General features: G+C 69.1%; 23 protein-coding genes and 1 tRNA gene. 23 read left to right on the forward strand and 1 reads right to left on the reverse strand.

Annotated features, from left to right (window positions below; translation table 11 throughout):
* Positions 1-103 precede the first annotated feature (103 nt).
* Positions 104-177 (forward strand) — tRNA-Gln (locus BLR95_RS01075).
* Between the two features lie 442 nt (positions 178-619).
* A complete protein-coding gene (locus tag BLR95_RS01080; RefSeq protein WP_092614114.1) occupies positions 620-892 on the forward strand; it encodes a hypothetical protein in 273 nt (90 codons plus the stop codon).
* Between the two features lie 23 nt (positions 893-915).
* Here BLR95_RS01080 and BLR95_RS01085 read toward each other — a convergent pair whose 3' ends face one another.
* Positions 916-2,226: a NupC/NupG family nucleoside CNT transporter gene (locus tag BLR95_RS01085; RefSeq protein WP_092614116.1), complete on the reverse strand. Its 1,311-nt coding sequence runs from the start codon at positions 2,224-2,226 to the stop codon at positions 916-918.
* Positions 2,227-2,442: 216 nt separating this feature from the next.
* Between BLR95_RS01085 and BLR95_RS01090 the strand changes: the two genes are divergently transcribed.
* The 21 genes from BLR95_RS01090 to BLR95_RS01190 all read left to right on the forward strand — a co-directional run bounded on the left by BLR95_RS01090 (position 2,443) and on the right by BLR95_RS01190 (position 22,340).
* Positions 2,443-2,910, forward strand: coding sequence for an NUDIX hydrolase (locus BLR95_RS01090; RefSeq protein WP_218119446.1), 468 nt, complete (start codon positions 2,443-2,445; stop codon positions 2,908-2,910).
* 56 nt (positions 2,911-2,966) lie between these two features.
* A complete protein-coding gene (locus BLR95_RS01095; RefSeq protein WP_092614118.1) occupies positions 2,967-4,460 on the forward strand; it encodes an inorganic phosphate transporter in 1,494 nt (497 codons plus the stop codon).
* A 259-nt stretch (positions 4,461-4,719) separates the two neighbouring features.
* On the forward strand, positions 4,720-5,289 hold the full coding sequence (locus BLR95_RS01100; protein WP_092614120.1) for a phage connector family protein: 570 nt from the start codon (positions 4,720-4,722) through the stop codon (positions 5,287-5,289).
* A complete protein-coding gene (locus BLR95_RS01105) occupies positions 5,286-7,205 on the forward strand; it encodes a phage tail protein (RefSeq protein WP_092614122.1) in 1,920 nt (639 codons plus the stop codon). Before BLR95_RS01100 ends, BLR95_RS01105 begins: the two co-directional genes overlap by 4 nt.
* Complete coding sequence (locus BLR95_RS01110) at positions 7,205-7,663, forward strand: hypothetical protein (protein WP_092614124.1); 459 nt, start codon at positions 7,205-7,207, stop codon at positions 7,661-7,663. Before BLR95_RS01105 ends, BLR95_RS01110 begins: the two co-directional genes overlap by 1 nt.
* A gap of 49 nt (positions 7,664-7,712) precedes the next feature.
* On the forward strand, positions 7,713-8,687 hold the full coding sequence (locus BLR95_RS01115) for a hypothetical protein (RefSeq protein ID WP_092614126.1): 975 nt from the start codon (positions 7,713-7,715) through the stop codon (positions 8,685-8,687).
* Positions 8,684-10,063, forward strand: coding sequence for a hypothetical protein (locus BLR95_RS01120; RefSeq protein WP_092614128.1), 1,380 nt, complete (start codon positions 8,684-8,686; stop codon positions 10,061-10,063). The genes BLR95_RS01115 and BLR95_RS01120 overlap by 4 nt, the downstream gene beginning before the upstream one ends.
* A 109-nt stretch (positions 10,064-10,172) precedes the next feature.
* Positions 10,173-10,484, forward strand: a complete 312-nt coding sequence (locus BLR95_RS01125; RefSeq protein ID WP_092614130.1) for a hypothetical protein — start codon at positions 10,173-10,175, stop codon at positions 10,482-10,484.
* A complete protein-coding gene (locus BLR95_RS01130; protein ID WP_092614132.1) occupies positions 10,481-10,942 on the forward strand; it encodes a cell wall hydrolase in 462 nt (153 codons plus the stop codon). The genes BLR95_RS01125 and BLR95_RS01130 overlap by 4 nt, the downstream gene beginning before the upstream one ends.
* 10 nt (positions 10,943-10,952) lie before the next feature.
* Positions 10,953-11,522, forward strand: coding sequence for a 3TM-type holin (locus BLR95_RS01135; protein WP_092614134.1), 570 nt, complete (start codon positions 10,953-10,955; stop codon positions 11,520-11,522).
* 56 nt (positions 11,523-11,578) lie between these two features.
* Positions 11,579-12,061: a hypothetical protein gene (locus tag BLR95_RS01140; protein ID WP_092614136.1), complete on the forward strand. Its 483-nt coding sequence runs from the start codon at positions 11,579-11,581 to the stop codon at positions 12,059-12,061.
* Positions 12,062-12,453: 392 nt separating this feature from the next.
* The gene (locus tag BLR95_RS01145; RefSeq protein WP_143130903.1) at positions 12,454-12,873 is read left to right on the forward strand and encodes a hypothetical protein; all 420 of its coding nucleotides are present in this window, start codon (positions 12,454-12,456) and stop codon (positions 12,871-12,873) included.
* Positions 12,860-14,404, forward strand: a complete 1,545-nt coding sequence (gene terL / locus BLR95_RS01150) for a phage terminase large subunit (protein ID WP_176787509.1) — start codon at positions 12,860-12,862, stop codon at positions 14,402-14,404. Before BLR95_RS01145 ends, terL begins: the two co-directional genes overlap by 14 nt.
* A gap of 127 nt (positions 14,405-14,531) precedes the next feature.
* Positions 14,532-15,557: an aspartate-semialdehyde dehydrogenase gene (locus BLR95_RS01155; RefSeq protein ID WP_092614140.1), complete on the forward strand. Its 1,026-nt coding sequence runs from the start codon at positions 14,532-14,534 to the stop codon at positions 15,555-15,557.
* A 27-nt stretch (positions 15,558-15,584) separates the two neighbouring features.
* Complete coding sequence (locus BLR95_RS01160) at positions 15,585-16,448, forward strand: carbon-nitrogen hydrolase family protein (protein ID WP_092614142.1); 864 nt, start codon at positions 15,585-15,587, stop codon at positions 16,446-16,448.
* A 14-nt stretch (positions 16,449-16,462) separates the two neighbouring features.
* Positions 16,463-16,873 carry a DUF1178 family protein gene (locus BLR95_RS01165; protein ID WP_092614144.1) on the forward strand — a complete coding sequence of 137 codons (411 nt, stop codon included), beginning with the start codon at positions 16,463-16,465 and terminating at the stop codon, positions 16,871-16,873.
* Positions 16,874-16,924: 51 nt separating this feature from the next.
* Entirely contained in the window at positions 16,925-17,326 is a 402-nt protein-coding gene (locus BLR95_RS01170; RefSeq protein WP_092614146.1) for a MerR family transcriptional regulator, read from the forward strand.
* 159 nt (positions 17,327-17,485) lie between these two features.
* Positions 17,486-18,790: an NAD(P)/FAD-dependent oxidoreductase gene (locus BLR95_RS01175; RefSeq protein ID WP_092614147.1), complete on the forward strand. Its 1,305-nt coding sequence runs from the start codon at positions 17,486-17,488 to the stop codon at positions 18,788-18,790.
* A gap of 310 nt (positions 18,791-19,100) precedes the next feature.
* The gene (locus BLR95_RS01180; RefSeq protein ID WP_092614149.1) at positions 19,101-20,171 is read left to right on the forward strand and encodes a TRAP transporter substrate-binding protein; all 1,071 of its coding nucleotides are present in this window, start codon (positions 19,101-19,103) and stop codon (positions 20,169-20,171) included.
* Between the two features lie 122 nt (positions 20,172-20,293).
* Positions 20,294-20,929: a TRAP transporter small permease subunit gene (locus BLR95_RS01185; RefSeq protein WP_092614151.1), complete on the forward strand. Its 636-nt coding sequence runs from the start codon at positions 20,294-20,296 to the stop codon at positions 20,927-20,929.
* 40 nt (positions 20,930-20,969) lie between these two features.
* A complete protein-coding gene (locus tag BLR95_RS01190; protein WP_092614153.1) occupies positions 20,970-22,340 on the forward strand; it encodes a TRAP transporter large permease in 1,371 nt (456 codons plus the stop codon).
* The last annotated feature ends 6 nt before the right edge of the window (positions 22,341-22,346 follow it).

Raw genomic sequence — 22,346 nt, forward strand, 5'->3', positions numbered from 1 at the left:
AAAAAACCCGCATGATGGGGGTACACAAGCCCGTTTCCCTGTGCTATCTGACGCTCCCTCCGGACGGCGGGGCCTTCACGGCGCGCTTCCCGGGGTATCCCGATGGGGGATAGTTTAACGGTAGAACAGCGGACTCTGACTCCGTCAGTCCAGGTTCGAATCCTGGTCCCCCAGCCATCTGATTTTATTGGGTTTTCCGGGTTTTGGGTGCCGCCGCCTCAAGGGCGGTTGGCACTGCCGGTTGGCAGCGGGTGTTTTTGCTCTGTTCCGGTGGGGCGAGTGTCTCTGTCGCCCACCGTTTCCTGGCAAGGTATCAGGACGCGACCAAATCGCCCCGCTTGGCAAGATACGCCCGGGCCAGTTCCTTCAGCCGATCGCCGCCAAAGCTGGGGTCGTGGCCGGGGGGCATTCGTTCCGGCCTTTTCCGCAATGCCGAGCGGGCCACCTGAATGGCCTTTGCCCGGCCTTTGCATCAGGCCAGCACCGCCCTTGACGTCCGCACCGGCTGGCTGTTGATCCGGGGCGGTTGTGACAGCCGCGACTTGCGGGCTGGGCGCGCGGTGGGTAGGCACGGCTTGTGTCCGTGAACGATCCCCGTCCGCAAAAGGAGGCATCCCCCATGCGCCGCCGTGTTTCCCCATCCCGTGCCGCCGTCGTTGCCGGGCTGCTGGCCGTCGTCGCGCCGCTGGCCGCCGCGCCCGCCGTGGCCGGCAGCGGGCAGGAGATCCAGGCCCCGCCGAACGGCGCGCCCCCGACCCCGGGCGATTGCCGGGGCCGGCCCTGTGGTCCCCAGGGTGGTGGTCAGGGTGGCGCCGCGGGCGGTCAGGCCAGTGGCCCGGCCACCGACACCACCGGCGGCACCGAGGGCACCTTCGCCGACTTCGAGCGCTGAAGCGTCGGGCGGCGCCCGCCCCCTCACCAGGTCAGGGCGCCGACCATGGCTCCGGTCATCAGGGTGGCCAGGGTGCCCGAGACGATCGACTTCAGGCCCAGGCCGACGATCTCGGCCCGGCGCTCCGGCATCATGGCGGTCAGCCCGCCGAGCATGATGCCCAGCGAGCCGAAGTTGGCGAAGCCGCACAGGGCATAGGTCATGATCAGCCGCGAGCGCTCGTCCAGCGCCCCGTCCGGCAGTTGCGACAGCTTCAGGTAGGCCAACAGCTCGTTGAGGATGGTCTTGGTGCCCATCAGGGCGCCGGCTGTCTGGGCCTGCTCCCAGGGGATGCCGATCAGCCAGGTGACGGGAGCCATGATCCAGCCGAGCAGGCGCTCCAGGCTGAGCTCGGCGCCGGCCACCGAGGGCAGCAGGGCCAGCATCTGGTCGACCAGATGGACCAGGGCGACGAACACCACCAGCATGGCGATGATGTTCAGGAACAGGGTCAGCCCGTTGGCCGTGCCCTTGACCACTGCGTCCATGGTCGAGCGTGCCTCGGGCGGTGGCATGGTGAACTCGGGGTCGGGGCCGTCGGTTGTCTCGGCTGGTGCGCTGCCGTCCGGCGGCACCATCAGGCGGGCGATCATCAGCCCGGCCGGGGCCGAGATCAGCGAGGCCGCCAGCAGGTGGCCCAGGGCGCCGTCGACGTGGCCGCCGAGGAAGGTGGCATAGAGCACGATCACCGTGCCGGCGATGGTCGCCATGCCCACCGTCATCACCATGAACAGCTCCGAGCGGCTGAGCCGGGCCAGATAGGGGCGGACCAGCAGCGGCGCCTCGACCATGCCGACGAAGACATTGGCCGCCGCCGCCACGCCGACCGCGCCGCCAATCCCGAAGGCCCGGCGCAGCACCCAGGAAAAGCCGTGCACCACCCAGGGCAGGATGCGCCAATAGAACAGCACCGCCGACAGGGCGCTCATCACCAGCACGATGGGCAGGGCCTGGAAGGCGAGCACGAAGCCGGCCCCCGGGTAGGGCTCCTCGAACGGCAACTGGCCGCCGCCCAGGTAGCCGAAGACGAAGCCGGTGCCGGCCCGGGTGGCATCCCCCAGGGCCAGCACCAGGCCGTTCAGCCAGACGAACACCTGCTGCGATCCGGGCGCCTTCAACAGCACCACGGCGAGCAGCGCCTGCAACCCCAGCCCGACGGCGGCGGTGCGCCACACCATGGGCCAGGCGGTGGGCCAGGCGCTTTTCCATCCGGTGGCGTGGCGCTTCTCGCCAAGCGCCCAGGCGAGGGCGGTCAGGGCCAGAAGCCCAAGGGCGCTGTGCAGGGCAGGCGGCATGGCGAACGGGTCCCCCCATTGATCGGTCGGCGCCGAGCCGGGGCGCCCCTTCAGGTTCCGCTCTCCGTCTACCCGAAGCGGCCCGGCTTGGGAACCGGCCGGGGGCGGTGGGGAAATGGGGGATTGTCATAAAACCGACCGCAAAGTGTCACCGTGGCCTTGCCCGGTTGGGCCCAAGGTGGTACCCGCAACGCGGCGCAGCGGAAGGCAGAAGGGATGACATGGCGGTCGGTGTTCGAGGCGGTGGTGCTGCCCATGGTGCGACGGCCGCGGCTGTTCCAGGTTGCCGCCCTGTGCCATCGCCAGGGACATGCCGGACCGGAGGTGCTGCTCGTCACTTCGCGCGAGACCGGGCGCTGGGTGCTGCCCAAGGGCTGGCCGGTGCGCGGCCTGGATGCCGCCGGAGCGGCGGTCGAGGAAGCCTGGGAGGAGGCGGGCGTGCGGCCCGCCCCGGGCCGGCCCCGGCCGGTCGGGCGCTATCGCTATGCCAAGCGGTTGAAGGGCGGCCTGCCGGTCGAGACCGAGGTGGCCGTGTTCGCCGTGGCGGTGGCCAAGCTGGCCGACACCTTCCCCGAGGTGGGGAGCCGCGAGCGCCGCTGGATGACCCCCGCCAAGGCCGCCGAGGCGGTCGACGAGCCCGACCTCAAGACCCTGCTGCGCGCCCTGCCGCCACTGGCCGGCTGAGGCGCCGGCGTTTGCCCTGATCCGCCGATCGTTTCCCCACAATCCAGGACCTTCCCGTGACCGACAGCACTTCCGATCCGTCCCGCCCCGACCACTGGCGGACCCTCGACAAGGACCTGAACAAGCTGTCGCACATTGAATACGCCGCGTTGCACGTCTCGCGGCCGCTGGTTGGCTGGGGCATCTCGTTGGCCTTCATCGTGCTCGCCGCGCTGGCCGCGCTGGCCATTACCGGCCACGCCCGGGGGGTGGCGTTCATCGTGCCGGCGGCTGCCTTCGGGGCCTACATGGCGCTGAACATCGGGGCCAACGACGTGGCCAACAACATGGGCCCGGCGGTGGGCTCGAAGGCGTTGTCCATGGGCAGCGCCATCATCATCGCGGCGATCTGCGAGAGCGCCGGCGCCCTGATCGCCGGCGGCGACGTGGTGGCGACCATTTCCAAGGGCATCGTCAGTCCAGACAGCCTGGCCAGCGGGCGCACCTTCACCTGGGCCATGATGGCGGCGCTGCTTGCCGCCGCGCTGTGGGTGAACATCGCCACCTGGATCGGCGCCCCGGTCTCGACCACCCATTCGGTGGTTGGCGGGGTGGTCGGGGCCGGAGTCGCCGCCGCCGGGCTGTCGGCGGTGGACTGGCCGACCATGGGGGCGATCGCCGCCAGTTGGGTCATCTCGCCCTTTCTCGGCGGGCTGATCGCCGCCCTGATGCTGGCCTTCATCAAGTGGCGCATCATCTACCGCGACGACAAGATCGCCGCCGCCCGGGCCTGGGTGCCCTTCCTGTTCGGCCTGATGGCGGCGGCCTTTGCCACCTACCTGTGTCTGAAGGGGCTCGACAACGTGCTCGACATCGACCTCGGGCACGCCGTGGCGGTGGGGCTGGGGGTCGGCCTGGGCTGCCATCTGCTGGCCATTCCCCTGATCCGCCGCCAGTCGCGGGGGCTGGAGAACCGCAACAAGTCGCTGCGCACCCTGTTTGGCCTGCCGCTGGTCATCTCGGCGGCGCTGCTGTCCTTCGCCCATGGGGCCAACGACGTGGCCAACGCGGTCGGGCCGCTGGCCGCCATCGTCCACATCCAGGGCGCCGGCGTGGCCGGGGCAGAGGTCGGCATTCCGTTCTGGGTGATGGTCATCGGGGCGGCCGGCATCTCCTTCGGGCTGGTGCTGTTCGGGCCCAAGCTGGTGCGCATGGTGGGCAGCCGGATCACCCGCCTCAACCCCATGCGGGCCTATTGCGTGGCCCTGTCGGCGGCCTTGACGGTGATCGTCGCCTCGTGGCTCGGCATGCCGGTCTCCTCGACCCACATCGCGGTGGGGGCGGTGTTCGGGGTGGGCATCTTCCGCGAATGGCACGCCGAGCGCCGCTCGCGCCGGCTCAACCGCAGCCGGCCGCCGGCCAAGCGCCTGCCCGAGGAAGAGCGCAGCCGGCGCAAGCTGGTGCGGCGCTCGCACTTCCTGACCATTGTCGCCGCCTGGGTGATCACCGTGCCGGCGGCGGCGCTGCTCTCCGGCGGGCTGTTCCTGGGGCTGACGTTTTTGCTGGATTGACGCGCAATAGGGGTTTTTTCGCGCCGGCGCCTCTTTTTCTCTTGCGTTGCCCGCCTGTTCTGCTATAGTCCACCCCATCAACCCGGGCCCAGTGCGTCTTGAGCGCGCCGGGCCTTTTTTGTTGTCTCTGATGCATGTCGCCACTCGGGGTCCGCCGCGCGGGCCCGGTGTTGTTTTGTTCGTGTCGCTTTTCCAAGGCCCTCCGGTTTCCGCCGGGGGGCTTTTTTCGTTTCCGCCCCAACCGAAGGAGATCCAAGCCATGGCGCTGACCGCCATTGCCTTGTGTTCGCGCGCCCTGCTCAAGCTGGGGGCCGACACCATCGCCAGTTTCGACGAAGGCACCGCCGAGGCGGAGGTGGCGGCCAACCTCTACCCCTCGGTGCGCGATGCGCTGTTGTCGTCCCATCCCTGGAACTTCGCCACCGGGCAGGCCCAGTTGGCCCGCCTGACCGCCACCCCGCTGGCCGACTTCGACCACGCCTACCAGTTGCCGGCCGATTTCCTGCGCGTGCTGTCGGCCGGGATCGGCGGGCGGGGGCGGGGGCTGCCCTACCGCATCCACGAGCGGCGCCTGCACACCGATGCCGAGGCGGTCATCCTGTCCTACGTTTTCCGGCCCGACGAAAGCGCCTTTCCGCCGTTTTTCGACCAGGCCCTGATCGCCCGCCTGGCCGCCGAGTTCTGTCTGCCGCTGACCGAAAGCACCAGCCGGGGCGAGCTGCTCTTCAAGCTGGCCGAGGAGGAGGTGAGGAAGGCCCGCCTGATCGACGCCCAGCAGGACGTCCCCGAAGCGCTGGAAGGCTTCCCGCTGGTGGAGGTGCGGGGATGAGCCGGGTCCACACCACCAAGACCAACTTCACCGGCGGCGAGATTTCCCCCGACCTTTTGGGGCGGGCCGAGTTGACCGCCTTCGAGAACGGCGCCGCCGCCCTGCGCAACGTGGTGGTGCACCCCACCGGCGGCGTCTCGCGGCGCCCCGGGCTGCGCCATGTGGGCATCCTGCCGGCCGGGGCCGAGGCCGGCTGTCGGCTGATCGCCTTCACCTTCAACACCGAGCAGACCTATCTGCTGGCGCTGTCCGATCAGTGGCTGGACGTGTTCATGGACGGCGCCTGGGTGCACGGCTTCGCGGTGCCGTGGACGGCGGCCCAGATCCCCCAGGTGGCCTGGACGCAGAGCGCCGACACCCTGCTGGTGGTCCACCCCGAGGTGGCGCCACGCCGGATCACCCGCAGCGGGCACAGCGCCTGGAGCATCGAGCCGTGGAGCTTCCACGCCGACGACGACGGCATCATCCACCAGCCCTACCACAAGTTCGCCGCCGCCGAGGTCACCCTGGCGGCCAGCGCCACCAGCGGCACGGTGACCCTGAGCGCCTCGGCCGAGGTCTTCCAGGCCGGGCATGTGGGCACCCGCCTGCGCCTCGCCACCAAGGAGGTGCTGGTCACCGCCGTCACCTCGCCCACCGAGGCCACCGCCGAGGTCAGACAGACCCTGAGCGGCACGGCGGCGACCCGCGACTGGGAGGAGCAGGCCTTCTCGACGGTGCGCGGCTGGCCGGTCACCGTCACCTTCCATCAGGACCGGCTGGTCATCGGCGGGGCGCGCGATCTGCCCAACCGGCTGTGGCTGTCCAAGTCGGCCGACCTGTTCAACTTCGATCTGGGCGAGGGGCTGGATGACGAGGCGATCGACTTCGCCATCCTGTCGGATGCGGTGAACGCCATTCGCGGTGTCTTCTCCGGGCGCCATCTGCAGGTGCTGACCACAGGCGCCGAATGGATGGTCTCCGGCGACCCGCTGACCCCGACCTCGATCCAGCTCAAGCGCCAGACCCGCGTCGGCTCGATCTCGGGCCGTTACATCCCGCCGCGCGACATCGACGGCGCCACCCTGTTCTGCGCCGCCAGCGGGCGCGAGGTGCGGGAGTTCCTGTTCACCGACGTGGAGCAGTCCTACGGCGCCGCCGAGCTGTCGTTGCTGGCCCGTCACCTGGTCTTCGAGCCGCGCGACATGGACGCCAACCCGGCGACCCGCCAGTTGCACCTGGTGCGCGGCGACGGGGCCCTGGTCACGGTGGCCAATTACCGGGCCGAGAAAGTGGTCGCCTGGTCGCTGTCCGAGACCGAGGGCTGCTTTCTTTCGGTGGCGGTGGTCGACGACGTCACCTGGTTCCTGGTGTTGCGCCAGGGCACGGTGCGGGTCGAGTGCTTCGATCCCGCCCTGGGCCTGGACGGTGCGTTGAGCGGCTCCGAGGCGACCGCCAAGACCGCCTGGAGCGGCCTCGACCATCTGGAGGGGCTGGCTGTCCGGGTGCTGGGCGAGGGCGCCGATCTGGGCCTGCTGCCGGTCGAGGAGGGGGCGCTGGAGTTGCCTTACGCGGTGTCGGAAATCAGCGCCGGCCTGCCCTACAGCCACCTCATCGAGCCGCTGCCGCCCACCGCCTCGGGGGCCGGGCGGGGCAGTCCGGGGCTCACCGTGCGGCTGATCCGCGCCGTTTTCCGCCTCAAGGACACCGCCGGCCTGAAGCTCGACACCGGGCGCGGTCCGCGCGACGTGCCCTTCAAACGGCTCGGCGCGGCCGGCGTGCTCGACACCGCGCCGCCGCTGTTCTCGGGCGATGTGGGCGTGCGCGCCCTGGGCTGGGTGCGCGACGGCACCAAGCCCCTGTGGCGGGTCAGTGGCGACGCGCCGCTGCCCTGCACCGTCCTTTCCGTCACCACTGAAATGAAGGTCAACGTCTGATGGGAGTCACCGAAGCAACCCTGATCTCCACCGCGATCAGCACCCTCTACGGCATGGTCAGCAGCAGCCAGCAGGCCAGCGCCCAGGAGGCCCGGCAACAGGCCGAGTACGCCCAGCGCATGGCCCAGATCAAGGCCCAGCGCGAGGCCCGGGAAAAAGAACAGCGCAGCCTCCTGAAGCGCAACCTGGCCAGCCAGCGGGCCCGCTTCGCGGCGGCCGGCGTCGGGGGCAGCGGCGGCTCGGCCCAGGCGGTGACCAGTGGCCTGGTGCGCAACGTGGAAGAGGACCTGGCCCAGGCCCGCCAGTTGGAGGGGCTCCAGGTCCAGGGCCTGGCCCTCGACCGGGCCGGCCAGCGCACCCGGAACCTGCTGGCCCGCTCGGACAGCCTCAACCGTGGCCTGCTCGGCCTGGGCGGCACGGTGGTCGAACACGGCGAGGAAGCAGGCTGGTGGCGGTGAGCGCCCCGGCCAGCCCCGCCTCCCCATCCCCTTCGCAGGAGTCCCCCCGATGAGCAGCCACATCCAGATCGGCGACATCACCCCGCGCGTGCAGTACGACGCGGCCGAGGATCAGCTCGCCTTTGCCTATCCCTTTCCCGTCTTCGCGGCCTCGGACATGGAGGTCTATGTCGGCGCCAACCTTCAGGCCGACGGCTACACGGTCAGTGGCGCCGGGGGCAGCGACGGCGGCACGGTCACCTTCGACGCCCCGCCCCGCCCGGCCGGCGCTCCGGCGACCACGGTCACCCTGCGCCGCCGGGTGCCCCTGGCGCGCACCACCGACTTCCAGGAGGGCGGCGCCTTCCGGGCCAAGGTGATCAACGACGAGTTGGACCGCATCGTCGCCGGCCTGCAGCAACTGGCCGATGATCTGGCCCGCGCGCTGACCCTGGCGCCGACCGACAGCGGCACCGCCTCGACCACTCTGCCGAGCGCCGAGGCGGCCCGGGTGCTCGGCTGGTCGGCCGATGGCGGCCGTCTGGAGAACAAGGACCTGGCGGCGCTGGGGGCCATTCAGCGGGCCGACAGCGACCCGCTCGCCCTGGCCGCCGAGGCTGCTCCGGGCACGGCGGCCGACGTGTCGCGGGCCGACCATGTGCACCCGCTGCCCGAGCCCGCCGAGATCGGCGCCGAGCCGGCCGACGCGGCCATCCTGAAGGCCGACACGGCGGCCACGCTCAGCGTGGGCTACCCCGCCACGGTGCACGACCTGGGCGAAACCGGCAGCGCCACCCTGACCCCGGACATCACCCTGGGCCACATGCAGAAGGCCACCGTGAGCGGCGATTTCACCCTGCTCGCGCCGGCCCACAAGGGGGCCATCTGGCTGTCGCTGACCAACGACACCAGCGGCGGTCACAGCCCGGCGGTCAGTGCCTACGCCACCGTTTCCGGCGCCTACAAGGCGGATGCCGGGGCGCTCAACGTGTTCAAGATCACCCGCGACGACGGCGGGTCCTATCTGGAGATCCTCACCCCATGAGCCTGACCCTGCCCACCTTCCCGGGGACCGGCGCGGCCCTCGGCGACCCCATCGACTTCTCCGGCCTGTTCAACAAGGCGGACGACGCCTGCCTGACCCGCACCCCGGCCGCCGAGGGAAACCGCACCCGGTGGACCTGGAGCGGCTGGGTCAAGCGGGCCAGCCCCTGCGCCGGCAGCGGTGAGTATCAGGTGCTGTTCGAGGCCACCACCGGCAGCCATCAGACCCTCATTGGCTTCGACAGGGATTCCGACACCTTGAGGTTCGCGGAGTATCAAGCGAATAACGTGGGGCTACTGGTGAGCCAGGGCGTTCTGGTGGACCTCGCCGGCTGGTATCATGTCGTCTGCGGCTGGGACAGCGATAACACCGATCCCGATCTGCGCATGCGCCTGTGGATCAACGGCGGCGAAGTCACCAGCTATTCGACCTACACGGTGCCCTCCCAGGGGCGCCTTTCCACCGCCAACCGGGCCGTGCAGCACAACATCGGCCGGCAGGGTTACGGCGGCGGGAACTCCCACCACCTGGACGGCTATCTGGCCGAGGTGGTCTTCGTGGACGGGCAGGCGCTCGATGCCGCCGCCTTCGGGGAGGTCTTCGGCGACCTCTGGCGCCACAAGGCGTTCGTCGGGGACGTGGGGTCCAACGGGTTCCGCCTCGACTTCGCCAACGCCTCCAACCTGGGCGGCGATGCTTCCGGCAACGGCAACAACTGGGCGCCCGCCAACCTGACCAGCAGCGATCAGCGCACCGATACGCCGACCAACAACTACGCCACGCTGTCACCAGACCTCGGAGGGGCGAACAACACCTACTCCGAGGGCAATACCGTGGTTTGGCTGGCCGGCGGGAATGGTGGTAATCAAGCTGTGTCGGAAATGCCTGTTTCTTCCGGCAAGTGGGTTTTCGCCACGAAAAGCCTCGGGCCCCATTATTTGTCCTGGAGATACATTGGTTTCGGCAAGACCGGATCGCTGGACGGCTACCCCGGGCAGCGACTTGAAAGCTGGGGCTACAATGCTTCCGGGCAATGGAAAAAGAACGCGGCCAACCTGAGCACCGGACACGCCACCTGGACCGCCTCGGGGGACGGGGCGGCCATTGCCCTGGACCTGGACAACGGCAAGGCCTGGGTTGGGCTATTCGACGGTACCGCCATCACCTGGGAAGGTGATCCCGCCGCCGGCACCGGGGCTGTCCAGACGGGGCTTTCCGGTCCCCTCTTTCCGATGGTCGGCTGGTACGGAACGGCAGGGTACGGCGGTGTCGAACAGTTGGCGGAGTTCGCCTTGGATGGCGTGACCCTGCCGGACGGCTTCCTGCCCCTGACCAGCCAGAATGCCGGCGCCAGCCCGCTGGCCGAGGTGACGTGATGGGCCGACCAAGCATGGCCGGCGCGCCGGCCGGCCCCACCCCATGCCGCCGCTCCCACCCCGGGACGGCGGCTTTTTCTTTGCCTTTCCGACAACAAGGAGCCTTTCCATGACCTCCTGGACCGTAGACCTCGCGTGGTGGATCACGGTGGTCGAAGTGCCCGTCCTGGGCTCGCTGTTCTGGCTTGTCTGGCGCACCCGCCACGACGCCGAGGCCGACCTCGGCGAGGCCCGCCTGATCGCCGACCGTGGCCAGGCCCAACTGCGCGAGGCGCTCGCCGCCTACAAGCTGGAGGTGGCCAAGTCCTACGCCTCCATCGCCTACATCAAGGACGTGGAGAAGCGCCTCACCGTCCATCTGGAGCGCATCGAGCACAAGCTGGACGTGCGTCCGGCCACCCACTCGGGAGGCCAGGCATGAACCCGGCCGACACCCGCCCGCTCGCCCCCGCCGACCCCACCGAGCGCCGGCGGGCCGCCGACATCCTGGCCCGCACCCTCTACGGCGAGGCCCGGGGCGAGCCGGTGCGCGGCAAGGAGGCGGTGGCCTCGGTGGTCCTCAACCGGGTGCGCCGGGCCCGCCAGCGCGGCGGCTGGTGGTGGGGCACCACCATCACCGAGGTGTGCCTCAAGCCCTGGCAGTTCTCGTGCTGGAACCTGGGCGACCCCAACCGGCCGCGCATCGAGGCGGTGGGCGAGGGCGACCGCGTGTTCCGCTCCTGCCAGCGCATCGCCGAGCGCGCCCTGGCCGGCACCCTGCCCGATCCCACCGGGGGCGCCACCCACTATCACGCCCGGGGCGTCCATCCGCCCTGGGCCTGGCATCAGGCGCCCTCGGCCGAGATCGGGCGGCACCTGTTCTACAACAACATCGAATAGGAGGCGGCCCATGATCCCCGCCATCATCGGGGCGCTGGCCGCCATCGCGCCCAGTGTCATCAAATGGGCCACCGACGACGACGACGCCGTGAAAGTGGCCGAGCAGGTGGGCGGCATCGCCCGCCGCCTGGCCGGCAGCGACGACACCGAAGCGGCGATCAAGGCCATCGAGGCCGATCCCCGGCTGCATCTCGACTTCCAGCGCGCCTACCTGGACTGGGAGTTCGGCATGTACCGCGCCGAAACCGAGCGCCTGCAAATCATCAACCGCACGGTGCGCGCCGAGGTGGCCAGCCAGGACGCCTACGTGCGCCGCATGCGCCCCACCTTCGGCTACATCATGGCGGCCAGCTGGGCGGTGCAGATGGGGGCGCTGGGCTACACCATCGTCACCGCGCCGGAACTGGCCGGCGAGGTGATCACCGCCATGGCCAGCCTGTCCACCATCTGGAGCGTCGGCCTCGCCGTGCTGGGGGTCTACGTCTACAAGCGCAGCGCGGAAAAGCAGCCCCCCAGCGCCGAGCAACTCGGCATCCTCTCGGCCCTGGCCCGGCGCGTCGCCGGCCCGGCCGGCACCTGAACATCGCCGGCCCGGCCGGCACCTGATCCGTCCCCCCATTCCCGGAGAACCAGCCCATGACCGGCCTCGTCCTTCTCGTCGACGGCGATCCCCGTCCCATCCGTCGCCCCGTCAATCTGCGCCTGCCCGGCTCCGATACCGTGCTGCTGCGCGTCCATGGTCCCGACCCGGCGCGCGGCATCTATCGCCTGGCGCGCGAGAACGCCAACCCCGGCCCCTACAAGCTCCAGGGAGAGCGCACCCTGAGCATCGAGGGAACCACCCTGACCGAACACTACCCATCCACCTGGCGCCCCCTGGCCGAGATCAAGGCCAGCAAGGTCGCCGCCTGGAAAACCCAGGCCGCCAGCAAGCTGAAACCCACCGACTGGTACATCCTGCGCCAGAGCGAAGGCGGCGCCGCCACTCCCCAGGCGGTGCTCGACTACCGCGCCGCCGTGCGCGCCGCCACCAACCAAGCCGAAGCCACCCTCGATACCCTGACTGACCCCGAACAGGCCGCCAACCTGGAACCCGACTGGCCGACGGCGGGGTTCTGATACCTCCCCAACACCAAGAAAAAAGGGGCGCTGCCCCTGACCCCGCCGGGGGACCGAAGGCGGTCCCCCGGACCCCCTCCTGTCGTTGGCGCGAAACGCTCGGGATGAGCGGGGTGCTCCGGTTTTTTGGTTGCAGGCCAGCTTTGCTGGCCTGCTGAAACAATCCCCAGCGAAAACGCCTCCGACAGCCGAAGGCACTCTGAAGCACGTTTTGGGTTGTTAAGCAGGCCGGCCAAGGCCGCCTGCAACCAAAAAAACGCTGCGTTCGGCTCGGTTGGAGGGTGTTTCAGCAAACGAATTGGCGGGGTCCGGGGGGACCCAGTCCCCCCGGTGGGGGTCAAGGGGGCAAAGCCCCCTTTTTTGTTCCCTGTTCTGCAAAGGAGTATCCGTTGATGTCCGTCCGTTCTTCTCGGCGTCGCAAGAAGGCCCCGCCTGATGCCGAGTCCTTGCGGGCCGAGTTGGCGGCGTTGTTGCCGCCGCGTTTGGGCGATGCCGCCCGGGCCTATGATCGCTTCGTGGGCGCCGCGTCGCTGGAGTTGGAGGCCGACGCCAAGGCCTTTGCCGCGCATCATGCGGCGTGCAAGGCGGCGCTGGCGCACATCGAGGTTCTCATCAAGTTGATCCGCTGGGCCGAGGCGCCGGCCGCCGGCCCCGAGGCATCGGGCGCCGAACCAGGCGCTGAACTGGGCGACGATCTGGGCCGGTTGATCGCCGAGGCGCGGGCTCATCTGGCGGCTGATCTGGCCAGCGAGCTGCTGGACGGCGAAACGGCTGATCCTGACTCCCTGGATGACGATCATGAGCAAGACTGATCCGCCGGCCGGGGCGGTGCATCTCGGCGTCGATTTCATCGAATTCCTGTACATCTGGAACGCTTTGGAGGGTCAGGCGACGCCGGCCCATCAGCGGCGCATGGCGCGTTGGCTGGCGGCGCGTTGGCGTCGTCGGCGGCGGCGCGGCGAGGGGCAGGCGCTTCTGATGGCCTTTCGCAACTCGGGCAAGTCGACGGTGGTCGGGCTGTTCTGCGCCTGGCTTTTGCTGGACAACCCCAGCCTGCGCATTCTGGTCATGGCGGCCGATCATGCGTTGGCCAAGAAGATGGTGCGCAATGTGAAGCGGATCATCGAGCGCCATCCGCTGACCCGCCATTTGAAGCCGCCGCGCCGCGACCAGTGGGCGGCCGACCAATTCACCGTGGCCCGGCCGCGCGAGCTGCGCGATCCGTCCATGCTGGCCAAGGGGGTGGGGGCCAACGTGACCGGCTCGCGGGCCGACATCATTGTCTGCGACGATGTGGAGGTGCCCAACACCTGCGACACGGCGCCCAAGCGGGCCGACCTTCGGCAGCGGCTGTCGGAACTGGACTATGTGCTGGTGCCGGGTGGGCTGTCGCTTTATGTGGGCACGCCGCACACCTACAACACCATCTACGCCGCCGAGCCGTGCCGCGACATGGGCGAGGCGGTGCCCTTCCTGGCCGGCTTCGCGCGTCTGGAGATTCCCATCGAGGACGCCCACCACCGTCCCGCCTGGCCGGAACGTTTCCCGGTCGAGCGCATCGCGGCGCTGCGGCGGCGCAGCGGGCCCAACAAGTTCGCCAGCCAGATGATGCTGAAGCCCATGAACATCGCCGAGGGGCGGCTCGATCCGGAGGCCTTGCGGCTTTATGAGGCCGAGCTGGACTACAGCGAGGCGGCCGGCGAGGTGATCCTGAGGCTGGACGGCCGGCGGCTGGTCTCCGCCTCCTGCTTCTGGGACCCGGCCTTCGGGGCGCGCGCCCTGGACGCCAAGGGGGCGGGGGACGGCAGCGTGATCGCCATCGTGTTTGCCGACGAGGCGGGCGGCTACTGGCTGCACCGCATCGCCTGGCTGACTCACGATCCGCGTCATCCGGTCGAGCCGGCGACCCAGATGTGCCGTCAGGTGGCGGCCTTCGCGGCCGACACCCTGGCCCCGGCGGTGTGCGTGGAGACCAACGGCCTGGGCCGTTTCCTGCCCGGCATCCTGCGCCGCGAGCTGGCCGCCGCCGGGCTGGCCTGCGGGGTCATCGAGAAGGCGTCGAGCACGCCCAAGGACCAGCGCATCGTGGAGGCCTTCGACGCCATCCTGGCGGCCCGGGCGCTTCATGTGCACCGCTCGGTGTGGGGCACCCCGTTGGTGGCGGAAATGCGCGAATGGCGCCCCGGGCTGGGCAAGGGCCATGACGACGGCCTGGACGCCGTCGCCGCCTGTTTGCTCAACGAGCCGGTGCGCCTCGGCCGTCCGACCCGGCCGGCCAACGCCCCTTGGCGGGGCGGCTGGCGTCGGGGCCCGTGGAACGCCCCCAGCGGCTTCGAGGTGTGAGGGGCGGCCCAGGGTGCGTCCAGGGGGCGCACCTTGCATGGGCGGGGGCAAAGCGTGTATTTGAAGGCGCTCGTGAGGTCGGCCGGAAGGGTCGGCCCGGTTTTGTCGTGCGGGAGTTTTTGTCGTCATGGGTTATCGGGTTGCGGTCATCGGGGCCACGGGCAACGTGGGCCGCGAGATGTTGCAGATCATGGTCGAGCGGGGCTTTCCCGCCGACGAGGTGTTTGCCCTGGCCTCGCCGCGCTCGGTCGGGCGCGAGGTGAGCTATGGCGACGACAAGATCCTGAAGGTCCAGAACCTGGAGACCTTTGATTTCACCGGGGTGGACATCGCCCTGTCCTCGCCCGGGGCCTCGGTGTCCAAGGTGCACAGCCCGCGCGCCGCCCAGGCCGGCTGCGTGGTGATCGACAACACCAGCCACTTCCGCATGGAGCCGGACGTGCCGCTGGTGGTGCCCGAGGTCAACCCCGAGGCGCTGGCCGGCTACAAGAAGCGGGGCATCATCGCCAACCCCAACTGCTCGACCATCCAGATGGTGGTTGCCCTGAAGCCGCTGCACCAGGCCTTTGGCGTGCGCCGGGTGGTGGTATCGACCTACCAGTCGGTCTCCGGGGCCGGCAAGGAGGGCATGGACGAGCTGTTCAACCAGACCCGGGGCATCTATGTGAACGATCCGGTGAGTGCCACCCAGGAGAAGTTCACCAAGCAGATCGCCTTCAACGTGATCCCGCACATCGACACGTTCATGGACGACGGGGCGACCAAGGAGGAATGGAAGATGGCGGTGGAGACCGCCAAAATCCTCGATCCCGACATCAAGGTGCACGCCAACTGCTGCCGCGCCCCGGTGTTCATCGGCCACGCCGAGTACATCAACATCGAGACCGAGCGGCCGATCGACGAGAAGGCGGCCCGCGCCGCCCTGGAAGCGGCGCCGGGGGTGGTGGTGGTCGACCGCCGGATCGACGAGGGCTATGTCACCCCGGCCGAGTGCGCCGGCGAGGACGCGGTCTACATCTCGCGTCTGCGGCGGGATCGCACGGTGGAGAACGGGCTGTCGTTCTGGTGCGTCTCGGACAACCTGCGCAAGGGTGCCGCCCTCAACACCGTGCAGATCGCCGAGGCGCTGATCGCCACCCATCTCGCCCGCTAGGGGCCCCTGTCGGAGTCAGCGCCCACCATGTCGCGCACCATTCGCACCGCCAGCCTGCAGGTCAATGCCGGCAACGAGATGACGGTCAACGTGCAGACCGCCTGCGCCCTGGCCCGCCGGGCCAAGGGCGAGGGCGCCGACATGGTGCTGATGCCCGAGAACGTGGCCATGATGACCTGGGGGCGCGACGCCATCCTTGGCAACGCCCACCCCGAGGACAGCCACCCGGCGTTGGTCGCCTTCCGCGATCTGGCGGCCAATCTTGGCCTCTGGATGCATTGCGGCACCCTGGCGGTGAGCCAGCCCGACGGCCGGGTGGCCAACCGCACCTACGTGCTTGACCCGAGCGGCGGCATCGCCGCCCGCTACGACAAGATCCACATGTTCGACGTCGATCTGGACGGCGGCGAATCCTATCGGGAATCGGCCATCTTCGCGCCCGGCGCGGCGGCGGTGACGGTCGATCTGCCGTGGGGGCGCATGGGGCTGTCGATCTGCTACGATCTGCGCTTCCCCCACCTCTACCGCACCCTGGCCCAGGCCGGGGCGGAGCTGCTGGTGGTGCCGTCCGCCTTCACCCGCCAGACCGGCGAGGCCCACTGGCACGCCCTTCTGCGGGCCCGGGCCATCGAGACCGGCAGTTGGGTGCTCGCCCCGGCGCAGACCGGGACCCACCCGCACGGCCGGCAGACCTTCGGCCACACCCTGGCCGTGGCCCCCTGGGGCGAGGTGATCGCCGACGCCGGGGTGGAGCCGGGGATGCTGCTGGTGGCGGTCGATCTGGAGGCGGCCCGGGTGGCGCGGGGCAAGATTCCCTCGCTGGCCCATGACCGCGCCTTCTCCCTCAACCCGCCGGACGCCAAGCCGGACGACGAGGCGGGCGGGGACTGAATCCGGGACGGACGATGATCCGCTACGCCCTGATCTGCCGGGAGGGCCACGAGTTCGAGGGCTGGTTCCCCGACAGCACCCGCTTCGAGGCCCAGGTCGAGGCCGGCGAGGTGCGCTGCCCGGTCTGCGACTCGGTCGAGGTGCGGCGCGCCCTGATGGCGCCCAACCTCACCACCGCCCGTCAGGCGGCGGCCGGCCGGGCCGAGCAGGCGGCCGCCCTGCGCCAGGCCCTGGTTGAGGTGCGCCGGAAGGTGGAGGCGAGTTGCGACAACGTGGGCGACCGCTTCCCGGAAGAGGCACGACGCATCCACTACGGCGAGGTGGCGCCGCGCGGCATCTTCGGCACCAGCACGCCGGACGAGGCGCGCGAGTTGCTGGACGAGGGTGTCGACATCCTGCCGCTGCCCGATCTGGCCGAGAACTGAGCCTTTAACTTGACGTTTACGTAAACGTCCACTTGGCCTATCCTGACCGGCATGGAGACGCGCGGGGCCGGGACGGAGTCGGAGGCGGGGCAGAGCATTGGCGCTCTGGCCCGGCAACTGGGCCTGACCACGCGGGCCATCCGCTTCTACGAGGACAAGGGCCTTTTGACCCCGCGTCGGGTCGGCCAGCGGCGCCTCTACGGACCGCGCGAACGGGTGCGCCTGCAACTGATCCAGCGTGGCAAGCGGCTTGGCTTTTCCCTGGCCGAGATACGCGAAATACTTGATATATATGACGAATCCCAGGACGAGAGCGCCCAGCTCACGCACCTGGTGGAAAAGATCGCCGAGCGGCGGGCGAGCCTTCTGGCGCAGCGCCGCGACATCGACCTGACCCTCGACGAGTTGGACCAGTTGGACACCCAGTGCCAGGCCCTGCTTGAGCGCCGCTGAGCGCCGGACCGCCACCATGTGACGCGGTCATTGAGATGTGGCCATTGAAACGCGGCCATTGAAACGCACTCGGTGTTGAATATATTTGATGGGCCGGCCGCCGCCCTGGCGACCCGGCGTGCAGGTCCCGCTTCCCTCTCGTTTCAGGACATCCCCGTCATGCTGGTTTCCCAGGGCTCCAAGGTGCTGCCCGGCCACCCCGACTCCTACTATGCCGCCACCCCGCGCGGGGCGCCCGATCTGCCGCGTCTGGAGGCCGACACCCGGGCCGACGTGTGCATCGTCGGCGGCGGCTTCTGCGGTCTGATGGCGGCCCTGGAGATGGCCGAGAAGGGCCTCGACGTGGTGCTGCTGGAGGCCGAGCGGGTCGGCTGGGGGGCTTCCGGGCGCAACGGCGGGCAGGTCGGCAGCGGCCAGCGTCAGGACCAGATGACCCTGGAGTCGGCGCTCGGCAAGGAGACGGCGCGCCGCCTGTGGGAGCTTGCGGAAGAGGCCAAGGCGCTGGTCCGCGAGCGGGTCAAGCGCCACGCCATCGACTGCGACCTCACGGACGGCGTGCTCAACGCCGCCGTCAAGCCGGGCGACGCCGAGTGGATCGCCCGCTACGTCGACCACATGGCCGAACACTACGACTATCCGCACTTCCAGTGGATCGACCGGGCCGGCATGGCCGAACGCCTGGGCACCGACATCTACCACGGCGGCAAGCAGGACATGACGGCCCTGCACCTGCACCCGCTGAACTACGCCCTGGGCCTGGCCCGGGCGGCGCAGCAGGCCGGGGCGCGGCTGTTCGAGCACGCCCGGGTCAGCGGCTATGACCCGTCGAACCCGACCCGGGTGCGCACCGCCGCCGGGCCGACGGTGACGGCCGATCAGGTGGTGATCTGCTGCAACGGCTACCTGGGCCGGCTGGAACCCCGGGTGGCCGGGCGCATCATGCCGATCAACAACTACGTCATCGCCACCGAGCCGCTGGGCGAGGCGCGGGCCCGCGAGTTGATCCGCGACAACGTGGCGGTGGCCGACACCAAGTTCGTGATCGACTATTACCGGCTGTCGGCCGACCACCGCCTGCTGTTCGGCGGCGGCGAGACCTATTCCCACCGCTTCCCGGCCGACATCGCCGGCTTCGTCAAGCCGCACATGCTGAAGGTCTACCCGCAACTGGCCGACGCGCGCATCGAGTACGCCTGGGGCGGCACCCTGGCGATCACCCTGAAGCGCCTGCCGCACGTCGGCCGGCTGTCGCCCAACGTGTTGTTCGCGCACGGCTTCTCGGGCCACGGGGTGGGCATCGCCAGCCTTCTCGGGCGGCTCCTGGCGGAGGCTGCGGTGGGCCAGGCCTCGCGCTTCGACGTGATGGCCAGGCTGCCCACGCCGATGTTCCCCGGCGGCACCTTGTTGCGTCATCCGGCGCTGGTGGTGGGCATGTTGTATTACGCCCTGCGCGACCGCCTGTAGGGCGCACGCGATACCTTTTTTCGGTGATTTCAAGGCAATGCGTGGGCTGCATGTCAGCCCGCGCAAAATTGCATACATTCTCCTTGCCGACCCCCCAGCCGTACGCTAGGGTTTTTTTACCCGATCCAAACGGGGAGGAGAAACCGTCCACGAGAACCGCAGCCGGGCCCCTTGGCGGCGCGGCGGGAAGGGGGCACGGCGCCTGTTGCGGGGCGCGTTCCTCGGGCGCGGCGAGGTTCCGCCGTCCTGCCCCCCTCGGACACGCAGCCTTCACTCAAAATCACACGAAAACAGAAAACAGGTGGGACGAATGCTCAACAGGATCGCTCGCACGAGAACCGCCCTCAAGGGCGTCGCCGTTGGCTTGGTCGGGGCGCTGGCCCTGGGGCTGGCCACCGATGCCGAGGCCGCCGACCGGGTGCGCTGGAAGATGGCCAGCACCTACGGCGGCAAGCTGACCCAGCTCGGCACCCTGGGCAAGCGCATCGAGGACCGCATCGAGGCGGTCTCCGACGGCAACATCCAGATCAAGTTCTTCGAGCCGGGCGCCCTGGTCCCGGCGCTCGAGGTGTTCGACGCCGTTTCCTCGGGCTCGATTGATGCCGGCTGGTCGACGCCGGGCTACTGGGCCGGCAAGGTGCCCGCCCTGCAGCTGTTCGCCGCCGTGCCCTTCGGCCCCTCGGCCGGCGAGTACATGGCCTGGTACTACTTCGGTGGCGGCCAGCAGATGTTCGAGGAGATCTACCACCAGCACAACATCCACTCGGTGCAGTGCGGTCTCCTGGCGCCCGAGGCCTCCGGCTGGTTCCGCAAGGAAATCAATTCGGTGGAGGACCTCAAGGGGCTCAAGATGCGGTTCTTCGGCCTGGGCGCCAAGGTCATGGAGAAGATGGGTGTGTCGACCCAGCTTCTGGCCGGCGGCGACATCTTCCCGGCCCTTGAGCTGGGCACCATCGACGCCACCGAGTTCTCGATGCCGGCCATCGACCTCAATCTCGGTTTCTATCAGGTGGCCAAGCACTACTACTTCCCCGGCTGGCACCAGCAGTCCACCTTCTTCGACCTGATGATGAACAAGGACAACTGGGACGCCCTGTCCGAAACCCAGCAGGCGCAGATCGAGACCATGTGCGGCGACAACGTCCGCTACGGTCTGGCCGAGGGCGAGGCGATCCAGTTCTCGGCCCTCAAGGTGCTGCAGGAAGAGAAGGGCGTGACCATCCACCGCTGGCCGCCGGAAATCCTCGAGCAGCTCCACGCCGCCTGGGAAGAGGTGGTCGCCGAGCAGAGCCAGGACCCCGACTTCAAGCGGGTCTGGGAGTCGCTGTCGGCCTTCCGCGCCGACTACAAGATCTGGGGCGACCTGGGTTACCTGGACTAGGCTTTCGGGAACCCGGGCCGGGAACCGCTTCCCAGCCAGCCTGAACACCCGCCACCGGGGGTCCACGGTCAACGTGGACCCCCGCGCACCCTGATCCTCACCAGACACGCGCCGGGGGAGCCATGTCCGCCCTGCTTGCCGTCAGCCACCGGCTGGAACGCATCGTGTCGGCCATCGGCCAGGCCGCCGCCTGGCTGACCGTGCCGCTGATGCTGGTCATCATCTACGACGTCATCACCCGCAACGTCCTGACCTGGCTGGTCCGCAACCAGATCATCGGCGACGGCCTGGCCGACGCCCTGACCCTGGTCAGCTCGACCAAGCTGCAGGAAACCGAATGGCACCTGCATGGCATCCTGCTGCTGATGACCTTCGGCATGGCCTACCTGAAGGACGCCCACGTGCGCATCGAGCTGGTGCGCGACCACTTAAGGCCCCGACTCAAGGTGTGGATCGAGCTGATCGGCATCCTGCTCGCCCTGATCCCCTACTGCGGGCTGGTCATCTACTTCGGCTACGACTTCACGCTGCGCTCCTACGAAAACCACGAGGTCAGCGCGGCGCTCACCGGCCTGCCGTACCGCTTCATCATCAAGTCCTTCATCATGTTCGGCTTCGTGGTCATCCTGATGGCCGGCGTGGCGACCCTGCTCAGGTGCATCGTCGCCCTGTTCGGCGGCGGTCCGGCGCGCGCCGAGGCCATGGCCCTGCTCGACCCCGAGCACGAAGAAGCCCCCCAAGGGGCCGCCAACCAGTAACCGAACGCCGTTCACGCCGGGCCGGGAGCGCCAGCCGATCATGGGTTTCTATATCGAGGACTACTTCCCGCTTCTGATGTTCGTCGCCCTGGGGGCGTTGCTGTTCACCGGCTATCCGGTGGCCCTGGTGCTGGGCGGCATCGGCATCGCCTTCGGGACCCTGGGCATCGCCTTCGATGTCTTTTCCGGCATCGAGTTCTTCAACATCATCGTGCGCATCCATGGCGGCATCGTCGAGAACCTGGTGCTGACCGCCATTCCCATGTTCATCTTCATGGGCACCATGCTGGAGAAATCCGGCGTCGCGGCCGACCTCCTGAACACCCTGCAGGTGCTTTTGCGGCGCATCCCCGGCGGGCTGGCCCTGGCGGTGACCATGCTCGGCACCATCATGGCGGCGACCACCGGCATCATCGGCGCCTCGGTGGTCATGATGACCCTGATGGCCCTGCCGGTGATGCTGGAACGCGGCTACAACAAGCCCCTGGCCACCGGCACCATCGCCAGTTCCGGCACGCTGGGCATCCTCATCCCGCCGTCGATCATGCTGGTCATCATGGGCGACCTTTTGGCCACCTCGGTCGGCACCCTGTTCCTGGCCGCCATCTTCCCGGGGCTGATCCTGGCCGGCTTCTACATGCTCTACATCCTCGCCATCTCGGCCCTGAAGCCCGAGCTGGCGCCGCCCCTGCCGCGCGAGTTGGGACCGGACAGCCTGGGCGAGCTGATCCTCCTGGTGCTGCGCACCTTCCTGCCGCCGGTGCTTTTGATCGTGCTCGTCCTGGGCTCGATCTTCGGCGGCTACGCCACCCCCACCGAGGCGGCGGGCGTCGGGGCGCTGGGCGCCACCGTGCTCGCCATCGGCCGCAAGCGCCTGAACTTCGCCACCCTGAAGGAGGTGGTGCAGCGCACCGCGCTGACCAACGCCATGCTGTTCTTCATCTTCGTCGGGGCGACCGCGTTCTCCTACGTCTTCCGCTCGCTGGGCGGCGACGACATGGTGGTCGACTTCGTGGAAAGCCTGGGCGTCGGCCCGTGGGGGCTGCTGTTCGTGCTGATGGGCATCGTGTTCCTGCTCGGCTTCTTCTTCGACTGGGTCGAGATCACCCTGATCGTGCTGCCCATCTTCACCCCGATCATCGAACTGCTCGACTTCGGCACCCACCTGCCGAGCGAGCAGATCGTGCCCTGGTTCGCCATCCTGGTGGCGGTCAACCTGCAAACCAGCTTCCTCACCCCACCCTTCGGCTTCGCCCTGTTCTACATGAAGGGGGTGGCGCCAAGAAGCGTGCGCATCGAGCACATCTACAAGGGAATCATTCCCTTCGTGCTGCTCCAGTTGTGCGGTCTGGGACTGGTCATGGCCTTTCCCGAGATCGCCCTGTGGCTGCCCACCACCCTGCTTGATTGATCGCAC

Origin of the sequence: Roseospirillum parvum, from assembly GCF_900100455.1 — a bacterium.
GTDB lineage: Bacteria > Pseudomonadota > Alphaproteobacteria > Rhodospirillales > Rhodospirillaceae > Roseospirillum > Roseospirillum parvum.

Bases quoted from the DNA above. Each gene is read 5' to 3' on its own strand.
- BLR95_RS01180 (WP_092614149.1), top strand. From the start codon at position 19,101: ATGCTCAACAGGATCGCTCGCACGAGAACCGCCCTCAAGGGCGTCGCC.
- BLR95_RS01160 (WP_092614142.1), top strand. From the start codon at position 15,585: ATGTCGCGCACCATTCGCACCGCCAGCCTGCAGGTCAATGCCGGCAAC.
- BLR95_RS01110 (WP_092614124.1), top strand. From the start codon at position 7,205: ATGGGAGTCACCGAAGCAACCCTGATCTCCACCGCGATCAGCACCCTC.
- BLR95_RS01175 (WP_092614147.1), top strand. From the start codon at position 17,486: ATGCTGGTTTCCCAGGGCTCCAAGGTGCTGCCCGGCCACCCCGACTCC.
- BLR95_RS01135 (WP_092614134.1), top strand. From the start codon at position 10,953: ATGATCCCCGCCATCATCGGGGCGCTGGCCGCCATCGCGCCCAGTGTC.
- BLR95_RS01105 (WP_092614122.1), top strand. From the start codon at position 5,286: ATGAGCCGGGTCCACACCACCAAGACCAACTTCACCGGCGGCGAGATT.
- BLR95_RS01090 (WP_218119446.1), top strand. From the start codon at position 2,443: ATGACATGGCGGTCGGTGTTCGAGGCGGTGGTGCTGCCCATGGTGCGA.
- BLR95_RS01145 (WP_143130903.1), top strand. From the start codon at position 12,454: ATGTCCGTCCGTTCTTCTCGGCGTCGCAAGAAGGCCCCGCCTGATGCC.
- BLR95_RS01130 (WP_092614132.1), top strand. From the start codon at position 10,481: ATGAACCCGGCCGACACCCGCCCGCTCGCCCCCGCCGACCCCACCGAG.
- BLR95_RS01165 (WP_092614144.1), top strand. From the start codon at position 16,463: ATGATCCGCTACGCCCTGATCTGCCGGGAGGGCCACGAGTTCGAGGGC.
- BLR95_RS01120 (WP_092614128.1), top strand. From the start codon at position 8,684: ATGAGCCTGACCCTGCCCACCTTCCCGGGGACCGGCGCGGCCCTCGGC.
- terL (WP_176787509.1), top strand. From the start codon at position 12,860: ATGAGCAAGACTGATCCGCCGGCCGGGGCGGTGCATCTCGGCGTCGAT.
- BLR95_RS01190 (WP_092614153.1), top strand. From the start codon at position 20,970: ATGGGTTTCTATATCGAGGACTACTTCCCGCTTCTGATGTTCGTCGCC.
- BLR95_RS01170 (WP_092614146.1), top strand. From the start codon at position 16,925: ATGGAGACGCGCGGGGCCGGGACGGAGTCGGAGGCGGGGCAGAGCATT.
- BLR95_RS01100 (WP_092614120.1), top strand. From the start codon at position 4,720: ATGGCGCTGACCGCCATTGCCTTGTGTTCGCGCGCCCTGCTCAAGCTG.
- BLR95_RS01080 (WP_092614114.1), top strand. From the start codon at position 620: ATGCGCCGCCGTGTTTCCCCATCCCGTGCCGCCGTCGTTGCCGGGCTG.
- BLR95_RS01185 (WP_092614151.1), top strand. From the start codon at position 20,294: ATGTCCGCCCTGCTTGCCGTCAGCCACCGGCTGGAACGCATCGTGTCG.
- BLR95_RS01140 (WP_092614136.1), top strand. From the start codon at position 11,579: ATGACCGGCCTCGTCCTTCTCGTCGACGGCGATCCCCGTCCCATCCGT.
- BLR95_RS01115 (WP_092614126.1), top strand. From the start codon at position 7,713: ATGAGCAGCCACATCCAGATCGGCGACATCACCCCGCGCGTGCAGTAC.
- BLR95_RS01125 (WP_092614130.1), top strand. From the start codon at position 10,173: ATGACCTCCTGGACCGTAGACCTCGCGTGGTGGATCACGGTGGTCGAA.
- BLR95_RS01155 (WP_092614140.1), top strand. From the start codon at position 14,532: ATGGGTTATCGGGTTGCGGTCATCGGGGCCACGGGCAACGTGGGCCGC.
- BLR95_RS01085 (WP_092614116.1), bottom strand. From the start codon at position 2,226: ATGCCGCCTGCCCTGCACAGCGCCCTTGGGCTTCTGGCCCTGACCGCC.